The organism is Nocardia sp. IFM 10818 (assembly GCF_054655275.1).
The window spans coordinates 5,442,733-5,460,816 of record NZ_BAAHJH010000001.1 but is presented as its reverse complement, the minus strand read 5'-3'; the positions used below and the strand labels follow the sequence as shown (position 1 = coordinate 5,460,816).

The 18,084-nt window shown below is 69.2% G+C and carries 18 protein-coding genes; 13 read left to right on the top strand and 5 right to left on the bottom strand.

Translation table 11 applies throughout. The annotated features are described in order from the left end of the window. The first annotated feature begins 76 nt into the window (after positions 1-76). Positions 77-871 (top strand): potassium channel family protein, encoded by a 795-nt coding sequence (locus tag ACYQ5L_RS25360; RefSeq protein ID WP_459960796.1) that lies wholly within the window; start codon positions 77-79, stop codon positions 869-871. Here ACYQ5L_RS25360 and ACYQ5L_RS25355 read toward each other — a convergent pair. After that, positions 825-1,211 carry a winged helix-turn-helix transcriptional regulator gene (locus ACYQ5L_RS25355; RefSeq protein WP_459960795.1) on the bottom strand — a complete coding sequence of 129 codons (387 nt, stop codon included), beginning with the start codon at positions 1,209-1,211 and terminating at the stop codon, positions 825-827. The genes ACYQ5L_RS25360 and ACYQ5L_RS25355 overlap by 47 nt on opposite strands. Before the next feature lie 68 nt (positions 1,212-1,279). Between ACYQ5L_RS25355 and ACYQ5L_RS25350 the strand changes: the two genes are divergently transcribed. From ACYQ5L_RS25350 to pheT, 3 genes are all read left to right on the top strand, one after another. Next, a complete protein-coding gene (locus ACYQ5L_RS25350; protein WP_459960794.1) occupies positions 1,280-1,939 on the top strand; it encodes a nitroreductase family protein in 660 nt (219 codons plus the stop codon). A gap of 151 nt (positions 1,940-2,090) precedes the next feature. Further along, on the top strand, positions 2,091-3,152 hold the full coding sequence (pheS, locus tag ACYQ5L_RS25345; RefSeq protein WP_459960793.1) for a phenylalanine--tRNA ligase subunit alpha: 1,062 nt from the start codon (positions 2,091-2,093) through the stop codon (positions 3,150-3,152). Positions 3,153-3,188: 36 nt separating this feature from the next. After that, on the top strand, positions 3,189-5,690 hold the full coding sequence (pheT, locus tag ACYQ5L_RS25340; protein WP_459960792.1) for a phenylalanine--tRNA ligase subunit beta: 2,502 nt from the start codon (positions 3,189-3,191) through the stop codon (positions 5,688-5,690). A 66-nt stretch (positions 5,691-5,756) separates the two neighbouring features. Here the strand turns inward: pheT and ACYQ5L_RS25335 are convergent, their stop codons facing one another. After that, the gene (locus ACYQ5L_RS25335) at positions 5,757-6,296 is read right to left on the bottom strand and encodes a gluconokinase (RefSeq protein WP_459960791.1); all 540 of its coding nucleotides are present in this window, start codon (positions 6,294-6,296) and stop codon (positions 5,757-5,759) included. A gap of 68 nt (positions 6,297-6,364) precedes the next feature. Between ACYQ5L_RS25335 and ACYQ5L_RS25330 the strand changes: the two genes are divergently transcribed. The 5 genes from ACYQ5L_RS25330 (at position 6,365) to ACYQ5L_RS25310 (ending at position 10,326) form a co-directional block, all read left to right on the top strand. Then, a complete protein-coding gene (locus ACYQ5L_RS25330; protein WP_459960790.1) occupies positions 6,365-7,138 on the top strand; it encodes an alpha/beta hydrolase in 774 nt (257 codons plus the stop codon). Positions 7,139-7,191: 53 nt separating this feature from the next. Further along, complete coding sequence (locus ACYQ5L_RS25325) at positions 7,192-7,704, top strand: PspA/IM30 family protein (protein ID WP_459960789.1); 513 nt, start codon at positions 7,192-7,194, stop codon at positions 7,702-7,704. A 37-nt stretch (positions 7,705-7,741) separates the two neighbouring features. Then, a complete protein-coding gene (locus tag ACYQ5L_RS25320; RefSeq protein WP_459960788.1) occupies positions 7,742-8,785 on the top strand; it encodes a hypothetical protein in 1,044 nt (347 codons plus the stop codon). 126 nt (positions 8,786-8,911) lie between these two features. Then, positions 8,912-9,277: a DUF6188 family protein gene (locus ACYQ5L_RS25315; protein WP_459960787.1), complete on the top strand. Its 366-nt coding sequence runs from the start codon at positions 8,912-8,914 to the stop codon at positions 9,275-9,277. A 323-nt stretch (positions 9,278-9,600) separates the two neighbouring features. Further along, positions 9,601-10,326 (top strand): helix-turn-helix domain-containing protein, encoded by a 726-nt coding sequence (locus tag ACYQ5L_RS25310; RefSeq protein WP_459960786.1) that lies wholly within the window; start codon positions 9,601-9,603, stop codon positions 10,324-10,326. A 21-nt stretch (positions 10,327-10,347) separates the two neighbouring features. On the opposite strand, the gene ACYQ5L_RS25305 is transcribed toward ACYQ5L_RS25310, so the two are convergent. The 3 genes from ACYQ5L_RS25305 to ACYQ5L_RS25295 are packed head-to-tail and all read right to left on the bottom strand — an operon-like array spanning position 10,348 to position 12,556. Further along, positions 10,348-10,755: a RidA family protein gene (locus tag ACYQ5L_RS25305; RefSeq protein ID WP_459960785.1), complete on the bottom strand. Its 408-nt coding sequence runs from the start codon at positions 10,753-10,755 to the stop codon at positions 10,348-10,350. A gap of 11 nt (positions 10,756-10,766) precedes the next feature. Beyond that, positions 10,767-11,522, bottom strand: coding sequence for an IclR family transcriptional regulator (locus ACYQ5L_RS25300; protein ID WP_459960784.1), 756 nt, complete (start codon positions 11,520-11,522; stop codon positions 10,767-10,769). Further along, on the bottom strand, positions 11,519-12,556 hold the full coding sequence (locus ACYQ5L_RS25295; protein ID WP_459960783.1) for a sugar kinase: 1,038 nt from the start codon (positions 12,554-12,556) through the stop codon (positions 11,519-11,521). Before ACYQ5L_RS25295 ends, ACYQ5L_RS25300 begins: the two co-directional genes overlap by 4 nt. A gap of 105 nt (positions 12,557-12,661) precedes the next feature. Here ACYQ5L_RS25295 and ACYQ5L_RS25290 point away from each other — a divergent pair, with 105 nt between their 5' ends. The 4 genes from ACYQ5L_RS25290 (at position 12,662) to ACYQ5L_RS25275 (ending at position 18,051) form a co-directional block, all read left to right on the top strand. Continuing rightward, positions 12,662-13,996: a type III PLP-dependent enzyme domain-containing protein gene (locus tag ACYQ5L_RS25290; protein ID WP_459960782.1), complete on the top strand. Its 1,335-nt coding sequence runs from the start codon at positions 12,662-12,664 to the stop codon at positions 13,994-13,996. Between the two features lie 14 nt (positions 13,997-14,010). Beyond that, positions 14,011-15,624, top strand: a complete 1,614-nt coding sequence (locus ACYQ5L_RS25285) for an N-acyl-D-amino-acid deacylase family protein (protein WP_459960781.1) — start codon at positions 14,011-14,013, stop codon at positions 15,622-15,624. A gap of 337 nt (positions 15,625-15,961) precedes the next feature. Then, entirely contained in the window at positions 15,962-16,582 is a 621-nt protein-coding gene (locus tag ACYQ5L_RS25280; protein ID WP_459960780.1) for a bifunctional 4-hydroxy-2-oxoglutarate aldolase/2-dehydro-3-deoxy-phosphogluconate aldolase, read from the top strand. A gap of 8 nt (positions 16,583-16,590) precedes the next feature. After that, entirely contained in the window at positions 16,591-18,051 is a 1,461-nt protein-coding gene (locus tag ACYQ5L_RS25275; RefSeq protein ID WP_459960779.1) for a GntP family permease, read from the top strand. Positions 18,052-18,084: the final 33 nt, after the last annotated feature.

Here is an 18,084-nt window from a genome sequence, read left to right as displayed (position 1 = left end):
CGCGGAGGGGGCGCACCGGAGTGCGCGCGGGGGCTACGCTGCGGTGGTTCGACCGCATCGACCCAGGTAGATCCCCATGCACACCGACACCGAACGGGTACCGGCACTGCCGCCCGATCTCGTACCCCACACCCGCCGGGTCGCATGGGAGCGCGCCACCGCGATTCCCATGGCGGCGTTGGCATTACTGTTCCTGGCCGCCTACGCCTGGCATGTGCTCGACGCCGGCCGTCACCCGTGGATCGGGACGTGGACGAATGTTCTCGACGTCACCGTGTGGGCGCTGTTCGCCGTCGACTATTGCATCCGCCTGCGCCTGTCCACCAACCGCCGCCGCTTCGTCCGGCGCAACTGGCTGGACCTGGTCGCGGTGCTGCTGCCGCCGCTACGGCCGCTGCGCCTGCTGCGGGCCGTCCTGCTCGTGCTGGATGCCGCCGACCGCCGCAGTCGCTTCCAATCCCGCACTCGCATGTCGGTTTTCGTCGGCGCGGGTTCACTGCTCCTGCTGTTCGTGTGCAGCTTGGCCCTCTACGACGCCGAACGCGACGCCGAGGGCGCCAATGTGACGAGCTTCGGCGACGCCGTCTGGTGGGCAGCGGTGTCGGTCACCACCGTCGGCTATGGCGACCGCTACCCGGTGACGGCGGAAGGCCGTCTCGTGGCGCTGCTGCTCATGACCATCGGCATCGGCCTGATCAGCTTCGCCATCGGCACCACCACCAGTTGGGTCGTCGACAAATTCGGCACCGTCGAGAAGACCGCCGAACGCACCGAGGGCGAGCTCAGCGCCCTGATCGACGAGATCCGTTCGCTGCGCGCGGAAGTCACCGCGCTGCGGGAGCAGAGCGCCGGGCCGCCTCGATCTCGTTGATGTGCGCCTCGGTCCACCGGCGCAGGGCCGTAATGGGTTCGGCGAGGCTGCGGCCGAGGTCGGTGAGGTCGTACTCCACGCGCGGGGGAATGGTGGGATGCACTGTGCGAGTAAGGAACCCGTCGTATTCGAGGCTGCGCAGGGTCTGCGTGAGCATCTTCTGGGAGACGCCGCCGATGCGCCGGGACAGATCGGTGTAGCGCATGGTGCCCTCGTGCATGAGGGCGTCGATCACCAGGACCGTCCACTTGCCGGCGATGTGGTCGAGGATCTGGCGGGTGGGGCATTTGGGGGAGTAGCAGTCGGCGGGAAGGCCCGACGATTCCACAATGGTCTGCACAGGGAGAGAGTAACGCACTTTTTAGTGCCTTCTTCCCAGAAGTTCGCCACTCTCCAATAGTGAGTTTCATGAACAACGTCATGAACGCCTCGCGGTCCGTCGCCGATGCCATCCGCACCCGCCGCACCGTCCGGCACTACCGGCCCGATCCGGTCGCGGCCGCCGATATCGACGCCCTGATGGAACTCGCCATGGAAGCGCCGTCGAGCTGGAACCTGCAGGACCGCTCGATCGTCGTGGTCACCGACCCGGCGGTGCGGGAAGGGCTGGCCTGGGCCACCGGCGGGCAGCCGCAACCGCAGGAGGCCCCGGTCATGCTGGTCTTCGTCGCCGAAAGCCAAGCGTGGCAAGAGGATCGGGCCGACGTCTACGAGCGCGCGCACCGGGCCGGGGCATGGAGCGAGGAGTTCGTCTCCTTCTTCTCGGCCGCCGCCACCGAATTCCAGCAGGGACTGGCCGAGCGCGGGCTGCTGCGTGAGTACGCGGTGAAGGACGCCATGATCGCCGCCGCCTATGTGATGCTCGCCGCCACCGAACGGGGACTGGCCACCTCGCCCATGAACGGCTGGGACGAGGAGAAGGTCAAGAAGGTCATCGGCATCGAGGACCGGCCCGATCTGGCCATCGCCCTGCTCATGTCCGTCGGTCACCCCGCTGAACAGCGGATTCACCCGGGCCGCCGGAGCCTGGACCGGAACGTCTTCCGGGAGCGGTACGCCCGAGCGTGATTCGGCGCGGCGGCGCGCGCCACGCCGAGCGGGGTGCGCGCTGCCTGCGGAAATCCGAGTGAAGCGGGCTGATTACAAGGACTACGATTCGACCAGCAAGAATGGGATGGCAATCGCCCGACCTTTACCAGCCAGGGGAGAGACCAGCATCGTGGCCGACGATATCGACCGTGCCGAGCAGACTGCGGCTTTGACCGAGGAATCCCTCGCCGCCGCCGCGGAAGCCGCCGAGAAGGCGTTCGCCTCGGCCGCGACCCTGGATGAGCTCGCGGCCGCGAAGACCGAATACATGGGCGGCAAGTCGCCCATCTCCCTCGCGCAGCGCTCGCTGGGCTCGCTGCCCAAGGAGGAGAAGGCCGAGGCCGGCAAGCGCGTGAACGTGGCGCGCGGGCGGGTGTCGAAGGCGTACGAGACCCGGCAGGCGGAACTGCTCACCGAGCGCGACGCGGCGGTGCTGGTGGCCGAGACCATCGATGTGACGTTGCCCGCGGGCCGCCGCGCCGAGGGCGCCCGGCACCCGATCGCCGTGTTGTCCGAGCGGGTCGCCGACGTCTTCGTGGCCATGGGCTGGGAGGTCGCCGAGGGTCCCGAGGTCGAGACCGAGCACTTCAACTTCGACGCGCTGAACTTCCTGCCCGATCATCCGGCGCGCACCATGCAGGACACCTTCCACATCGCGCCCGAGGGTTCGCGGCAGGTGCTGCGTACGCACACCTCGCCGGTGCAGGTGCGGTCCATGCTGTCGCGGGAGCTGCCGATCTATGTGGTGTGCCCGGGGCGAACCTTCCGCACCGACGAGCTCGACGCCACGCACACCCCGGTGTTCTCGCAGGTCGAGGGCCTGGCCATCGACAAGGGCCTGACCATGGCTCACCTCAAGGGCACCCTGGACGCCTTCGCGCGGGCGCTGTTCGGCCCGAACACCACCACGCGCATGCGGCCCTCGTTCTTCCCCTTCACCGAGCCGTCCGCCGAGGTGGACGTGTGGTTCGAGGACAAGAAGGGCGGACCGGGCTGGGTCGAGTGGGGCGGCTGCGGCATGGTCAACCCGAAGGTGCTCATCGCCAGCGGGATCGATCCCGAGGTGTACAGCGGTTTCGCATTCGGCATGGGTCTGGAGCGGACCCTGCAGTTCCGCAACGGCCTGTCCGATATGCGCGACATCGTCGAGGGCGATGTGCGCTTCACGCTGCCGTTCGGCATCCAGTCCTGATCCCGACCCCTTCGATACGAGGAAGCGAAACGTCAAGTGCGAGTAGCGCAGTCCTGGCTGACGGAAATCCTGCAGCGCACCACCCCCGGCTGGGCGGTGTCGGCGGAAGAACTCGATGCGGGCTTCGTCCGGGTCGGTCTGGAGGTCGAAGAGGTCGATCCGATCCGGCCGATCACCGGTGATATCGAGCATCCGCTCGTGGTCGGGCGGGTCGCCGAGATCACCGAGCTGACCGAGTTCAAGAAGCCCATCCGCTTCTGCAAGGTGGATATCGGCAAGCCGGAGCTGCAGGAGATCGTCTGCGGCGCACGGAACTTCGCCGTCGGCGATCTGGTGGTCGTGGTGCTCCCGGGCGGCGAGCTGCCGGGCGGTTTCAAGATCTCCTCGCGGAAGACCTACGGGCACACCAGCAATGGCATGATCTGCTCGGTCGCCGAACTCGGCATCGGCAAGGATCACAATGGCATCCTGGTGCTCGAGCCCGGGACCGCCGAGCCGGGCGCGGACGCCAACGAGGTGCTCGGCATGGACGACACCGTCATCGAGCTGGCCATCACCCCCGACCGCGGTTACGCCTTCTCCGCGCGCGGCCTGGCCCGCGAGCTCGCCTGCGGCTTCGACCTGGAGTACCAGGATCCGGCCGTGCGCCTGCTGCCCGGCGCGGAGGCCGAGGCCTGGCAGGTCAAGATCGAACCGGAGTCGCTGTGCACGCGTTTCGCGGTGCGCCGCGTGACCGGCATCGATCCCAAGGCCGTCAGCCCGTGGTGGTTGCAGCGCCGCCTGATGCTGTCGGGCGTGCGCCCGATCTCCCCGGCCGTCGACGTCACCAACTACGTCATGCTCGAACTCGGCCAGCCGCTGCACGCCTTCGACACCGCGAAGGTCAACGGCACCCTCATCGTGCGCCGCGCCAACAAGGGCGAAACCCTGCGCACCCTCGATGATGTCGAGCGCACCCTGGACGCCGAGGACGTGGTGATCGCCGATGATTCCGGCGTCATCTCCCTGGCCGGCACCATGGGCGGCGCGAGCACCGAGGTCGGCGCGGACTCCACCGACATCCTCCTGGAAGCCGCCACCTGGAACCCGGTCGCCATCGCCCGCACCGTGCGCCGGCACAAGCTCTCCTCGGAGGCCAGCCGCCGCTTCGAGCGCATCGTCGATCCCGAGGTGAATGTGGCCGCGCTGGATCGCGCCGCCACCCTGCTGGTCGAAATCGCCGGCGGCACCGTGGAATCCGTGCTCACCGACGTGCGCGTCCCGGTCCCGGCCGCCGCGCCCATCAGCATGGACATCGACCTGGCCGATCGCACCGCCGGCGTGCACTACGCCCCGGGCACCTCCACCCGCCGCCTGCAGCAGGTCGGCTGCACCGTCGAGGTCGGCGTCAGCGAATCCGGCCACGGTCAACTGGTCGTCACCCCGCCGACCTGGCGCCCCGACCTCACCCAGCCCGCCGACCTGGTCGAGGAGGTGCTGCGCCTGGAGGGCCTGGACAAGATCCCGTCGGTCATTCCCACCGCTCCGGCGGGCCGCGGCCTCACCGCCGAACAGCGCCGCCGCCGCGCGGTGAGCAAGGCCCTCGCCTTCGAGGGCTGTGTGGAGGTCCCGGCCCCGGTCTTCATGTCCGCCACCGTCTTCGACACCTGGGGCCTGGACGCCGACGACCCGCGCCGCAAGACGTTGAAGGTGCTGAACCCGCTCGACGCGGAGCGCCCGGACCTCTCCTCCACCCTGCTCCCCGGCCTGCTGGAGATCGCCGCCCGCAATATCTCCCGCGGCCAGCGCGACCTCGCCCTCTACGGCATCGGCCAGGTCACCCTGCCCACCCCGCAGACCGCTCCCGTCGACGCCCTCCCGGTCGACCGCCGCCCCACCGCGGACGAGATCGACGTCCTGCTCCGCTCGCTGCCCGAGCAGCCGGTCCGGGTGGGCGCGGTGCTCACCGGCAAGCGTGAGCCCCGCGGGCCCTGGGGCCCGGGCCGCGCCGTCGAGGCGAGCGACGCCTTCGCCCTCGTCGACGCCGTGGCCGATGCCGCCGGCGTGGTCATCGAGCGCCGCTCGGCGGCCCACCTCCCCTGGCACCCGGGCCGCTGCGCCGAACTCGTGGTGGACGGCAAGGTCGTCGGCCACGCCGGCGAACTGCACCCGGCGGTCCTCGAACGCTCGAGCCTGCCCCCGCGCACCTGCGCCGTGGAGATCGATCTGGACGCTCTCCCGATCCGCGAAAACCGCCCCGCCCCCGTGGTTTCCGCCTTCCCGGCGGTCCTCCAGGACGTGTCGGTCAGCGTCGAGAAGTCCACCCCGGCCGCATCGGTCGAGGCCGCCCTCCGCACCGGCGCGGGCGACCTGCTCGAAGACATCTCCCTCTTCGACGTCTACGAAGGCGCCCAGGCCGGTGAGGGTCGCAAGTCTCTCACCTACGCCCTGCGCTTCCGCGCCCCCGACCGCACTCTCACCGAGGACGAGGCCAGCGCGGCGCGGGACGCCGCCGTCGCCGCGGCGGCCTCGGCCGTCGGCGCGGTACTGCGCAGCTGATCACGTCACCCCGACGGAAGCGAGGGCTCCCGATCCCTGTGGATCGGGAGCCCTCGCTTCGCAGGGTCAGTCGCCGGATCGGATCTCGGCCAGGGCCGCCGCCGCCAGCTCTGCCGGCGTGGAATCGATTGCGAGCGTGATGACGCCGGGTTCGCCCGCGGGGTCCTCGAGGGTGGCGAGCTGGGAGTCGAGGAGGGTGGCGGGCATGAAATGGCCGGGGCGGGTGGCCATTCGGCGGAGGAGTTCTGCACGAGTGCCGGTGAGGTGCACGAAAGTCGGACGGGCGCCGGGGGATTCGGCCAGGGCGTGGCGGAAGAGGTCGCGGTAGGAGCGTTTCAGGGCCGAACAGGTGACGACGCCCGACCGGCCGGCGCCGGCTTGTGCGGTCATCCATTGGACGATGGCGTCCAGCCAGGGGCGGCGGTCCGCGTCGGTGAGGGGTTGGCCGGCGGCCATTTTCGCGATGTTCGCGGGTGGGTGCAGATCGTCGCCTTCGAGGAGGTCCCAGCCGGTTTCGGCGGCCAGCAGTCGGGCGACGGTGGATTTCCCGGAGCCGGAGACGCCCATGACGACCACGATTCGAGGGTATCGGCTGGGCTCCGGCATCCATCGGTTCTACACCATTCGGTCTGCCCTGCGGTGTCGCGGGCGGCCGGTGGGGTAGGAATACCGGTATGCAGCATCCGGCTACCGCTGTCCTCAATGCGCTGACCTATTTTCCGGAGCGGCGGATCGTCGCCACCCCGGAGCAGTTCGGGGTGGCGTACGAGGACCTCTGGTTGCGGACCAGTGACGGGGAGACCGTCAATGCGTGGTTCGTGCGGGCGGTGGGGGAGCCGGTGGCGCATGTGCTGTACGCGCACGGGAACGGGGGGAACATCGGGGATCGGTCGCCGGTGCTGGCCTTGCTGGCGGCGGCCGGATTCGATGTGCTGACCTTCGATTACCGGGGGTTCGGGCGCAGTAGCGGGAAGCCGAGCGAGCGCGGGACCTATCTGGATGCGCGGGCGGCGCGTGCGGCACTGCTGAAGCAGCGGGGAGTGGATCCGGATCGGGTTGTGTATCTGGGGAAGTCGCTGGGCGGGGGCGTGCTGCTGGAGTTGGCGGATGCGTATCCGCCCGCGGCGCTGGTATTGATGTCCACGTTCACGGGGCTGCGGAATGCGGCCAAGGCGGTGTACCCGTTCCTGCCCAAGGTGTTCGTGCCCAATGCCTATCCGAGCCTGCAGCGGATCCGGCGGCTGCGGTGCCCGGTGCTGATCATGCACGGCGATGCCGACGAGTTGTTGCCGGTGAGTATGGGCCGGGCATTGTTCGAAGCGGCGCCCGAGCCCAAGGAGCTGGTCATCTACCCCGGGGCCGCGCACGACAATCTGGTGGCGATCCCGGAATGGCCGGGGACGCTCGCCGCGTGGGTGACGCGCACGCTCTCCCGCGATTCCGCGTGACCGCACGGCCGATGCTCGGCCCGGAGGTGGCGGGGCTGCGTAGCCTGGGCGTTATGAGTGATGCCAACAAGGAACTCGCGGTGCTGTTGGCTCAGTTGCCCGATGCTGAGCTCGCGGCGGTGGTGGAGCAGGCGACCGATGGGCGGGCCGGGCTGGCCGCATTGCACGCGGTGGCGGCGTCGGTGGCCGCCACGGTGGGTCATGCACCGCAAGCCATCGATGTGACTCCTGACACGCAGCTGACGGCGGCCCATCCGGTATCGGATACGCCCGGTGTGTTCGGGCAGGTGGGAGGTGGTCCGGCAGTGTCCGGGACAGTGGTACCTCCGGCGGGTATTCCGGTGACCGGGGAGATGGGCGGGTATTCGGAATCCGGTGTCCCTACTTTCGAGTCAGTTCGCGATAAGGTCGAGCAGCGCTACGGCACCGCCAGGGGGATGGGCGAACTCGATCGGCAGACACCAGTGGGTCGTAGCGTCGAGGAACAGTGGGACGCGCGGGAGAAAGCCGCGCGGGAGCGCCTGGAGAAGATTCGAAAATCGGTGCACGGCAACGATAACGAGTGATTTCCGGGTGGTCCGCTCGACACCGAGGGTGGAACCTATGACCGACGCCAAGCCGCGTGAGATCGCCGAACGGCTGCTGGATCTGCAAGTCGACTACATTGTCGCCGAGGTGACCGGCGACCGGTTCGCCGAAGTGATCGCCCGGGACGTGGACGCGGTGATCGGCGTGGCCGACACCATCATCTTCCGCGACGTGGTGGAGATCGACCAGGCCAAGCAGACCGTGGCCACCGTGGTCGAGCTGATCGGCGGCAGCCCGGTCCTCGGCGAAATGGTCGGCACGCTGGCGAATTCGCTCTACGACGATATCGCCGCCAATAACGACTACACCCTCGGCGACGTGGTCGACCGCGAGCCGGTGGAGCAGCTGCTGGAGAAGATCTTCGGCATGCACCAGGCGCAGGAGCGGATTCTGGAGCGGCTCACCGAGAGCCCGCTCATCGCCACCGTCGCCTCCAAGTTCGTGGACAAGCTGATCGACGACTTCATGGAGTCCAACCGTCAGCTCGCGGGCAAGATCCCGGGCGTGGGCTCGCTGGTCTCCTTCGGCACCTCCGCGGCCAAGCAGGCCCGCAAGGCCGCCGAGAAGGCCGCCGGCGACGGCACTTTCCTGGGCGAAATGGCCGGGAAGGGCGCGCAATTCGCGCTCAAGCGCACCAATAACGCCATCCGCGAGATGCTGCGCGACGCCCCCGTGCACGACGCCGCCATGGAGTTCTGGGATCTGCACGCCGGCGAACCGGTGAGCGGACTGCGGGAGTACCTGTCTCAGCAGGATCTCCAGGATCTGGCGCTGATCATCTACCGCATCGCGCTGACCACCCGTGAGAAGGAGTACTTCGGCGTCCTGGTGGATCAGGGCGTGGAGGTCTTCTTCGAGAAGTACGGCGACCACACCCTGGCGGCCATGCTGCCGGAGCTGGGCCTGTCCAATGAGACCGTCGCCGCCGAGATCCTGCGCTACGGCCCGGCCGTGGTGGAGGCCGCCAAGCGGAACGGCGTGCTGGCCAAGTTGGTTCGCGAGCGGCTGGAGCCGTTCTTCCTCTCCGAGCCCGTGCTGGCGGTGCTGGGCGGTAACTGATCTCCGCATGAATCGCTGAAAACGCGATCTACCACACACTATCGGCCCGTCTCCGCAGTTGCGGAAACGGGCCGATTGGCATTTCGGGCACAGTGGAATCAGACGAACCGCAACGGAGGAACGATCATGAAACTGCCGATTGCCGGAGAGCGACTGTGCGTGCTGTCCACCGAACCCCTGCTCGCCATCGGGATCGGTGTGTACGAACTGCACGTCGGTAGTGAACTGACCATCGAAACCCCGGGCGGCTCGGTCCATCACGTGGTCGGCGATCCCACCCGAACCCATGACAACCTGGTCGGCGCCCTGGACGGCCTGATCGAGTCCGCCAGCATCAACGAGCAGGGCGGCCTGCGCATCGCCCTCGACTCCGGCGCGCATCTGATCGTGGATCCGGACCGCTACTACGAGGCCTGGACCTTCTCCGGCCCGCGCAGCATGATCGCCTCCATGCCGGGTGGTGAGCTCGCCGTCTGGCAGGACGAGTCCTGAAGACCGTACGGCGGGCCGGTCGCGGCGACCGGCCCGCCGATCTGGATGCCCCACGCGGCACGTACCGCGCAGCGATTCCGTGAACAGCGAGCCGGCCGGCGTACGTGCCGTCCCCTCCGCTGGCACCTGTCTGAGCCGCTCGGCTTCGAGCGACTCAGAGAGCATCCCGAGTGAGCGGGCCTGTCGTCAAGGCGAGGTCCTGTCCCAATTTGTCCCAGTCGCCGGATTTGGCATTGCGGTCGGGATACTGCTGCACACCCTCTCAAGACCAAACGGTAGGTTTTGATGCGCACACAGCACATTCGGTCGGGAGGTATCTGCAGGTGGCCGACGCACATTCGGCAATCGCGGGCTATCTGCGGGAACGTCGCGAGCACGCGGGGCTGACCCGCGCCGAACTGGCCCGGCGGGCCGGGGTCTCGGAGGCGCTGATCCAGAAGCTCGAACAGGGCACCCGGCCCCCGACCGCCACCGCGCTCGGTGCGCTGTTCGACGCCTTGGATGTGCCGGTGCAAGTCCGTGAGCACGCCGCCTACCTGCTGCAGCCGGAGCTGACCGCGATCGTCCCCGACGGTTACGGCCCGGATGCGGCGGAACTCGATTTCCTCGACAGCATTCCGTACCCGGCGTGCTATCAGACCATGCCCGCGCTGGACTGCGTCGCCGCCAACGAGCCCTACCGCCGGGCTTTCCCGGGCCTGGACGCCGGCGTCAATGTCCTCGTGTGGACGCTGCTGGATCCGCGGGCCCGCGAGGTGATCGGCAATTGGGAGACCATCGCCCACATGATGGTGCACGCCTTCCGCCACCTGGCGCCGGGAATGATGCCGCCCGAACGCATTGCCGAACTCACTCGTCAGCTCGAACGGGCGCCGGAGTGGGAACGGATGTGGGCGGCCGACATTCCGCCCTCCGAGATCGAGCGGCGCCCGATCGTGGTCCGGTCGCCGGAGACCGGGGAGTGGACGGATTGGCATGTGCAACTGCTGCGCTGCGAAGTGCCACGGCGGCCGTGGTGGATGTGGACGATGGTCCGGATGGTCGACTGAGGATCGGTCTCCTGCGCTGGCTCAGCCTTCGACGATGGCGATGCCGTCGATCTCGACCAGCATCTCCTCGCGCGGCAGGCCGGTGAAGACCGTGGTGCGGCTGGGCAGCACGCCGCCGGTGGTGTGCTCGGTGACGAACTTGCCGTAGGCCTCGTTCATGATGGCGAAATCCTCCCGCTTGGTGAGGTATACGCGCAGCATCACCACATCGTCGAAGCCGGCGCCGCTGGCCTCCACGATGGCTTTGACGTTCTCGAGCGTCCGGATGGTCTGCGCGGCAACATCACCCGGGTGCAGGTACTCGTTGGTGACCGGGTCGACCGGGCCCTGTCCGGAGACCTGGACGAACGGTCCCTTGCGCACGCCCTGGGAGAAGGTGTGGGCGGGTGCGGGCGCGAGATCGGTTCGGACGGCGATCTTCTCACTCATGTGCATACCTTTCAGTGGTCGATGCCCGGACTCCAGCCGAGCTCGGTGGAAACGGCGTCGGCGGCCGCACGCACTCGCGGCAGCAGTCCGAGCACCTGGTCGTGATCGAGCAGCATGTCCGGCACCGACATCGACAGCGCGGCCACGACCGCGCCGGTGCCATTGCGGATGGGGACGGCCACACAGTTGACGAAGCTCTCGTGCTCCTCGTGATCCTCGGCGAACCCTTGGGAGGCAACGAGTTCCAGCTCCGCCAGATACTGCTCGGGGGTGCGGATGGTGCGCTCGGTGAACGGGCGGTACTCGAGGCCCTCGGCGATCTCGCGCCAGAGCCCGCGCGGCTGAGCGGAGACCAGCACCTTGCCGACCGCCGTGCAGTGCAGCGGTGCGGGCCGGCCGATGCGGGAGTACATGCGCACGCTCTGGGTGGCGTCGAGCTTGTCGATGTAGATGGCCTCGCCGGATTCGTAGGTGGCCAGGTGAATGGTCTGCCCGGTCTCGGCATTGAGCGCGGTCAGGTGCGGCCGCGCCGCGGTGCGCACATCGCGGCCCTCCAGGGACCGGTTGGCCAGCTCGAACAGCCGGGACCCGAGCCGGTAGCGGTGTTCGGCGTCATGGGTGACGAACCGTTCGCCCTCCATGGTCTGCAGCAGCCGAAGCACCGTGGACTTGTGCACGCCCAGCCGGGTCGCCAACTGGTCCAAGGTCTTCGAGTCCTCGCCGAGCTCGGCGAGGATGGTCAGGGCGCGATGCAGGCTTTGACTCACGACGCCACATTCTCCGGTACGAGCTCGGCCGGGTCGTAGCGCAACTCGGCCCAATCCGAGCGGGCGGCGAGGGATTCCAGCACGGGCAGCGCCGGCAGCTCGGCGAAATCCCCGGCGCCGGTGAGGGCGGCCGCGGCGCACAGGTGGCCCAAGCGCAGCAGTTCCTCGTGCGGGCGGCCGTGCAGCAGGGCGGCCAGATAGCCGCCCGCGAAGGCGTCGCCCGCGCCGATGCGCTCGGTGACATCCAGGCGCAGGGCGGGCACTTCCAGATGTGCGGCGCCGGCGAATCCGGTGACCGAATGCTTGTCGTTCTTGACCACGAGGTGGTGCGGGTGCGGGAACAGGGCGCGCAGCTCGCCGGGATCGCCGGTGCCGAAGACGGTTTCGGCCTCGTCGGCGCCGAGGAACACCACATCGCACCCGTTCAGGTGCCGGGCGAGGATCTCGGCGGGATCGCCGGTGCGCTGGGCCCACAGGGCCGGGCGGTAATTGAGGTCGTAGCTGATCAGGCGGCCGTGGCGTGGCAGCGTGGTGAGCGCTTCGGTCAGCTCCGTCGCCGAGGGCGACAAGGCCGTGGTGATGCCGGTGCAATGGATGAGATCGCAGCCGTCGAGGAGGGTGGACGCCGCGGTGAGATCGGCGGGGGACAGGGCGCTGGCGGCCGAGCCGGTGCGGTAATAGAGCATTCGGCTGGATCCGGCGGGCAGATCGCCGTCGCGCCCGGACCCGCTGCCGCGCTCCTTGACGTACACCGCCGTGGGCCGCGCCGGATCGACGGTGACCGCGGTGGTGTCCACACCGCGTTCGCCCAGGTGACGAGTCAGAAAGCGGCCGAAGCCATCCGCGCCGACGCGGGACATCCAGGCCGTCTCGATCCCGAGCTGGGCGAGCACGGCGGCCACATTCGCCTCGGCCCCGCCCGCGCTCCGGTCGAAGGCCGGCGAATCCTCGAGCGGTCCGGGCCGGGCGATCAGGACGGCGAGTCCTTCGCCGACGGTGACCGCTCGGGGGCGGGCCGGCGTCGCTCGGGTCACACCAATCTCCTTCGAGTGCTTGCGGCTATCGGTCGTCGCATGCAGAATAACCACCACAAACACGATGTGCAACAAGCGTTGCAGAATATGCAATGCACAGTTGATATGACACTTGGACCTGAGGAAGGAAGTGCCGTGGCCATCGACAATGCCGTCATCGCAGCGCTGCACGAACGGACGCTGGGACCGGAGCACAAATCGCTGCCGCCGACGGCATGGGGCCGGACCGTGCGCGAATACCTCGCCGCCGCACCGCTGCTCGACGAGCTCGAGACGCCGCTGCTGACCCTGGACCGCGCCGCCATGGACTCGAATCTCGCCGTCATGGCGGACTGGGCGGCGGCCGCCGGGGTGCGGCTGGCCCCGCACGGGAAGACCACCATGGCGCCGCAGCTGTGGGCCGAACAGCTGACGGCCGGCTCGTGGGGGATCACCCTCGCCACCGGCTGGCAGGTGCAGGTGGCGCGCTCGTTCGGGGTGGCCCGCGTCATGCTCGCCAATGCGTTGCTGGATCCGGTCGGATTGCGCTGGGCCGCCGCCGAATCGGCGCGCGATCCGGAGTTCGAGCTGTTCAGCTGGGTCGACGGCGTCGACTCGGTGCGCGAGATGGAACGGCATCTGGCCGCTGCGCCCGCGGGCGTGCGGCTGTCGGTGATCGTGGAACTGGGTGGGCCGCACGGGCGTACCGGCGCGCGCGGCCTGGAGGCGGCGCGCGAGGTGGCCGAGGCGGTGCACCGCTCGCCGCGGCTGATCCTGGCCGGGGTGGGCGGATACGAGGGCGCCCTCGCCCATGATCGCAGCCCGGAAGGGGTCGCGGCCGTGCGGCGGTACCTCGACGAGGTGGCGCTGCTGCATCGCGCGATCGTCACGGCGGGCTGGTATGAGAGGCCGGCCGTGATCACCGCGGGCGGCAGCGCCTACCCGGACCTGGTGGTGGAGCATCTCGCCGGGCTCGCGGACGAGGAAGGCGCGCAGGGTGTTCCGACCACCGTCGTGCTGCGGTCGGGCGCGTACCTGATCCACGACGACGGCTTCTACTCCGGCATCTCCCCGCTGGCCGCGGGTCGCGCCGACCGGCCGCTGCGCTCGGCCATGCACGGCTGGGCGCGCGTGGTCTCCCGCCCCGAGGCGGAACTCGCCCTGCTCGATGCGGGCAAGCGCGATCTGCCCTTCGACGAGGGCCTGCCCGTGCCGCAGCTCATCGCGGGACCGGCTGCGGCCAAGCTGAATCCGGAGGCGACGGTGTCGGCGCTCAATGACCAGCACACCTTCCTGCGGCTGCCGGGCGGTGACGCACAGGACCTGCCGGTGGGCGGCGTCGTGCGGCTCGGGCTCTCCCATCCCTGCACCGCCTTCGACAAGTGGCGACTCATCCCGGTGATCGACGATGCCGGGGCCGCGCGGCCGCGGGTGGTCGATCTCGTGCACACCTTCTTCTGATCGGCGGTAATACAGTGGCCGACTTGCTCTTCCGCAATATCGACATCATCGACGGCACCGGTGCGCCGCGCTATCGCGGTGATGTGGTCGTCGATCGCGGCCGGATCGCCGAGATCGCCGGGCCGGGTGCGATCACCGGCGCGGACCGCATTGTGGACGGCGGCGAGGATCTGGTGCTCGCGCCCGGATTCATCGATATGCACGCCCATTCCGACCTGCACCTGCTCACCGAGCCCGCGCATTTCCCGAAGCTCAGCCAGGGCATCACCACGGAGGTGATCGGCCAGGACGGGCTGTCCTACGCGCCCATCGACGATGCGGCACTGGCCGTGCTGCGCCGCCAGATCGCCGGGTGGAACGGCAATCCCGCCGATTTCGACTTCTCCTGGCGCACCGTCGCCGAATATCTGGACCGCCTCGACCAGGGCATCACGCCCAATGCCGCCTACCTCGTCCCCCAGGGCACCTTGCGGCTGATGGTGGTGGGGGCCGAAAAGCGCCCCGCCACACCGGAAGAGATCCGGCGCATGCGGGAACTGCTGGCCGACAGCCTCGCCGAGGGCGCGGTCGGCATGTCCAGCGGGCTCACCTACACGCCCGGAATGTACGCGGACACCGCCGAACTCACCGCCCTGTGCGAGGTGGTCGCCGCCGCCGGGGGCTACTACGCTCCGCACACCCGCTCCTACGGCGCGGGCGCGCTGAACGCCTACGCGGAAATGATCGACTTGGCCCGCACCACCGGCTGCGCTTTGCACCTCACCCACGCCACCCTGAACTTCGGCGAGAATCGGGGCCGCGCACCGGAATTCCTCGCCATGATCGACGCCGCCCTCGCCGACGGGCACGATGTCACCCTCGACACCTACCCCTACCTGCCGGGCTCGACCACCCTGTCGGCCCTGCTGCCCAGCTGGGCCATGTCCGGCGGCCCGGATGCCGCGCTGGCGCGCATCGCCGACGAATCCACGCGCATCCGCATCGCCCTGGATGTGAACCTGCACGGCTCCGACGGCTGCCACGGCGTCACCGTCGACTGGGCGACCATCCAGATCAGCGGTGTCGGCAATACCGCGCTCGACGAATACGTCGGCCGCACCGTCGCCGAGATCGCCGCCGATCGGGACATGCCGCCGGTCGAGGTCTTCTTCGACCTGCTCACCCGAGACCAGCTGGCCACCACCATCCTTCAACACGTCGGCCACGAGGAGAACGTGCGCGCCATCATGCGGCACTCCCGCCACATGGGCGGCAGCGACGCCCTCCTCGTCGGCGACCGCCCGCACCCGCGCGCCTGGGGCACCTTCCCGCGCTACCTCGGCCACTACGTGCGCGAACTCGGCCTGCTCGACCTCGAGGACTGCGTCAACCATTTCACCGGCCGCCCGGCCCAACGCCTGCGACTGCGTGACCGCGGCCTCGTCAAACCCGGGTACGCCGCCGACCTGGTGGCCTTCGATCCCCGAACCATCACCGACACCGCCACATTCGAGAACCCGAAACAGCAGGCGCAGGGCATCCGCCACGTCCTGGTGAACGGCGAATTCGCGCTCGAAGACGGCAAAGCGACCGGCGCCCGCGCGGGCCGCGCCCTGCGCATGGACCCTGCCCGCAAGGAAACCCGGTGACCGCCGCCGCGGCCGATACCGGCCGCCCTCCGTCATTCCGGCGTGTTCTTGGCCGGAATCCACACGACGAGGCAGGCCACAAGTACGCCGGGATGACGGACAGAGCTCATCGGGATGACGGAAGAACGCGCCAGGACGGCGGAAGTCAGGCCGGATGGCGGCGGGCGCGCCGGATGGCGGAAGTCAGCCGGATGGTGGAAGAGGCGCTGGGGCGGCGGAGGGCGCGCTGGGACGGCCGGAGGTGCGCCGCGATGGCGGAAGCCACGCCGGATGGCGGCGGGTGCGCCGCGATGGCGGAAGGCGCGGGCGGGATGACGACTATGTGGAGGGAACTTTGATGACCGAGGCCATGGAGGTTATCCGCGCCGATCGCGTGCTGACCGTGGTGCGTGCGCCCGAGATTCCCGACCCGGTGGCCCTCGCGGAGGCGCTCGCGGGATCCGGAATCCGGGCTCTGGAACTGACTTTCACCACTTCCGGTGTGCTCGATTGCCTTCGCAAGGCCGCCGGCGCGAACACCGCCGTGGTCGGTGCGGGCACCGTGCTCGATGGCGAGCAGGCGGCCGCCGCCATCGACAGCGGCGCACGCTTCCTGGTCACCCCCGGTATTCGGGAGACCGTCGCCGAGGTCGCCGCGAAGCGCGGAATTCCGGTCGTCATGGGCGCTTTCACACCGACCGAGGTGATGCGGGCCCTGGATCTGGGTGCGGCGGCGGTGAAGATCTTCCCCGCGAAGGCGCTCGGGCCCGGGTATCTGAAGGACCTGCACGGTCCGTTCCCGCAGGCGGAGCTCATCCCCTCCGGCGGGGTCAATGCCGGTAACGCCGCCGACTTCCTGGCGCACGGCGCGATCGCCGTCACCGCCGGGACCGACGTCGTCGCTCCCGCCGACGTCGCCGCGGGCCGGTGGCCCGAGATCGCCGCTCGCGCGGCATCGTTCGTTCGATCCATGAATTGAGGTACCCCATGGGCGACACAGTCGATTGGCTGCGCACCACCACGCCGGGTCTGCTGGTGCTGTGCGGGCTGGCCATCGCCGTCCTGCTCGTGACGATCATCCGGTTCAAGCTGGAACCGTTCATCGCCCTGCTGCTCACCGGCCTGGGCCTGGCCCTGGCGGCCGGGCTGCCGGTGGCGAAGATCGTCGGCACTCCCTTGAAGGCCGGGGAATCCTTGCTGGAGACCGGATTCGGCGGCATCCTCGGCCACATCGCCGTCATCATCGGCCTCGGCACGGTGCTCGGCGCCATCCTGGAGCGCTCCGGCGGCGCGGACGTGCTCACCGAGCGGCTGCTGAAACTCTTCGGGGACAAGGGCGCTCCCATTGCCATGGGCCTGCTCGGGCTCATCTTCGGCATCCCGGTCTTCTTCGACATCGGCATCTTCGTGCTGGCGCCGCTGATCTACGTGGCCGCCAAGCGCGGCGGGCGCTCGCTGGTGCTGTACGCCATGCCGATGCTCGCGGGCCTGTCCATGACGCACGCCTTCCTGCCGCCGCATCCGGGTCCGGTCGCGCTGGGCGGCCTGCTCGGCGTCAGCCTGGGCTGGCTGATACTCATGGGATTCGTCTGCGGCCTACCGGGATTCGTCGCGGCGGGCATCGTGTGGGGCAGCTGGATCGGCAAGCGGGTGAACGTGGAGGTGCCCGCGGAGTTCCTGGTGAAGTCCGAGACGGCCAATGGCTCCGGCGGCACGGTCGTGAAGCCCGGGGACGGTCCGGGCGCGGCCGCGGCGACGGTGCTCGACAAGCGCGCCCCGTCGGTGGGCCTGATCGGCGGCATCATCGCCATCCCGCTGGTGCTCATCCTGGGCGCGACCTTCGGCAGCCAACTGCTCGACGACGGCTCGAAGACCTTGCAGGTACTCACCTTCCTGGGCACGCCCGCCGTGGCACTGCTCATCGCGGTGCTCATCGCCTTCTACGTGCTCGGCCTCCGGCGCGGTTCCACCGTGCAGGAATTGAGCGCCCTGACCGCCGAATCGCTGCGCCCGGTGGGCATGCTGCTACTGGTGGTCGGCGCGGGCGCGTTCTTCGGAAAGGTCATCGCCGCCACCGGAATCGGCACCGCGCTGGCCGACACCATGTCCGCCGCCGGGCTTCCGGTCATCGTGCTCGCCTACCTGATCAGCTGCGGCCTGCGCATCGCGCAGGGTTCGGCGACGGTCGCCATTGTCACCACCGGCGGCATCGTGGCCCCGCTGGTCGTGGATCAGGGCTACTCGCAGATGGCCATCGCGCTCATCGCCATGGCCATCGCCGCCGGCTCGATCATCCTCAGCCACGTCAACGACGGCGGCTTCTGGATCATCGCCAAGTACTTCAACCTCACCGTCAAGCAGACCCTGCAAACCTGGACGGTGCTGGAAACGGTGCTGTCGGTGGTCAGCTTCGCCGTCGCGGCGGTGCTGTTCGCCGTCGTGTCCTGAGGTCGACGGGCATCCGCCGAGCCGGAACCGGTC

Coding starts and splice junctions, on each gene's coding strand:
- ACYQ5L_RS25360 (WP_459960796.1), top strand. CDS start 77: ATGCACACCGACACCGAACGGGTACCGGCACTGCCGCCCGATCTCGTA.
- ACYQ5L_RS25350 (WP_459960794.1), top strand. CDS start 1,280: ATGAACAACGTCATGAACGCCTCGCGGTCCGTCGCCGATGCCATCCGC.
- ACYQ5L_RS25335 (WP_459960791.1), bottom strand. CDS start 6,296: ATGCCGGAGCCCAGCCGATACCCTCGAATCGTGGTCGTCATGGGCGTC.
- ACYQ5L_RS25330 (WP_459960790.1), top strand. CDS start 6,365: ATGCAGCATCCGGCTACCGCTGTCCTCAATGCGCTGACCTATTTTCCG.
- ACYQ5L_RS25325 (WP_459960789.1), top strand. CDS start 7,192: ATGAGTGATGCCAACAAGGAACTCGCGGTGCTGTTGGCTCAGTTGCCC.
- ACYQ5L_RS25320 (WP_459960788.1), top strand. CDS start 7,742: ATGACCGACGCCAAGCCGCGTGAGATCGCCGAACGGCTGCTGGATCTG.
- ACYQ5L_RS25315 (WP_459960787.1), top strand. CDS start 8,912: ATGAAACTGCCGATTGCCGGAGAGCGACTGTGCGTGCTGTCCACCGAA.
- ACYQ5L_RS25305 (WP_459960785.1), bottom strand. CDS start 10,755: ATGAGTGAGAAGATCGCCGTCCGAACCGATCTCGCGCCCGCACCCGCC.
- ACYQ5L_RS25290 (WP_459960782.1), top strand. CDS start 12,662: ATGACACTTGGACCTGAGGAAGGAAGTGCCGTGGCCATCGACAATGCC.
- ACYQ5L_RS25280 (WP_459960780.1), top strand. CDS start 15,962: ATGACCGAGGCCATGGAGGTTATCCGCGCCGATCGCGTGCTGACCGTG.
- ACYQ5L_RS25275 (WP_459960779.1), top strand. CDS start 16,591: ATGGGCGACACAGTCGATTGGCTGCGCACCACCACGCCGGGTCTGCTG.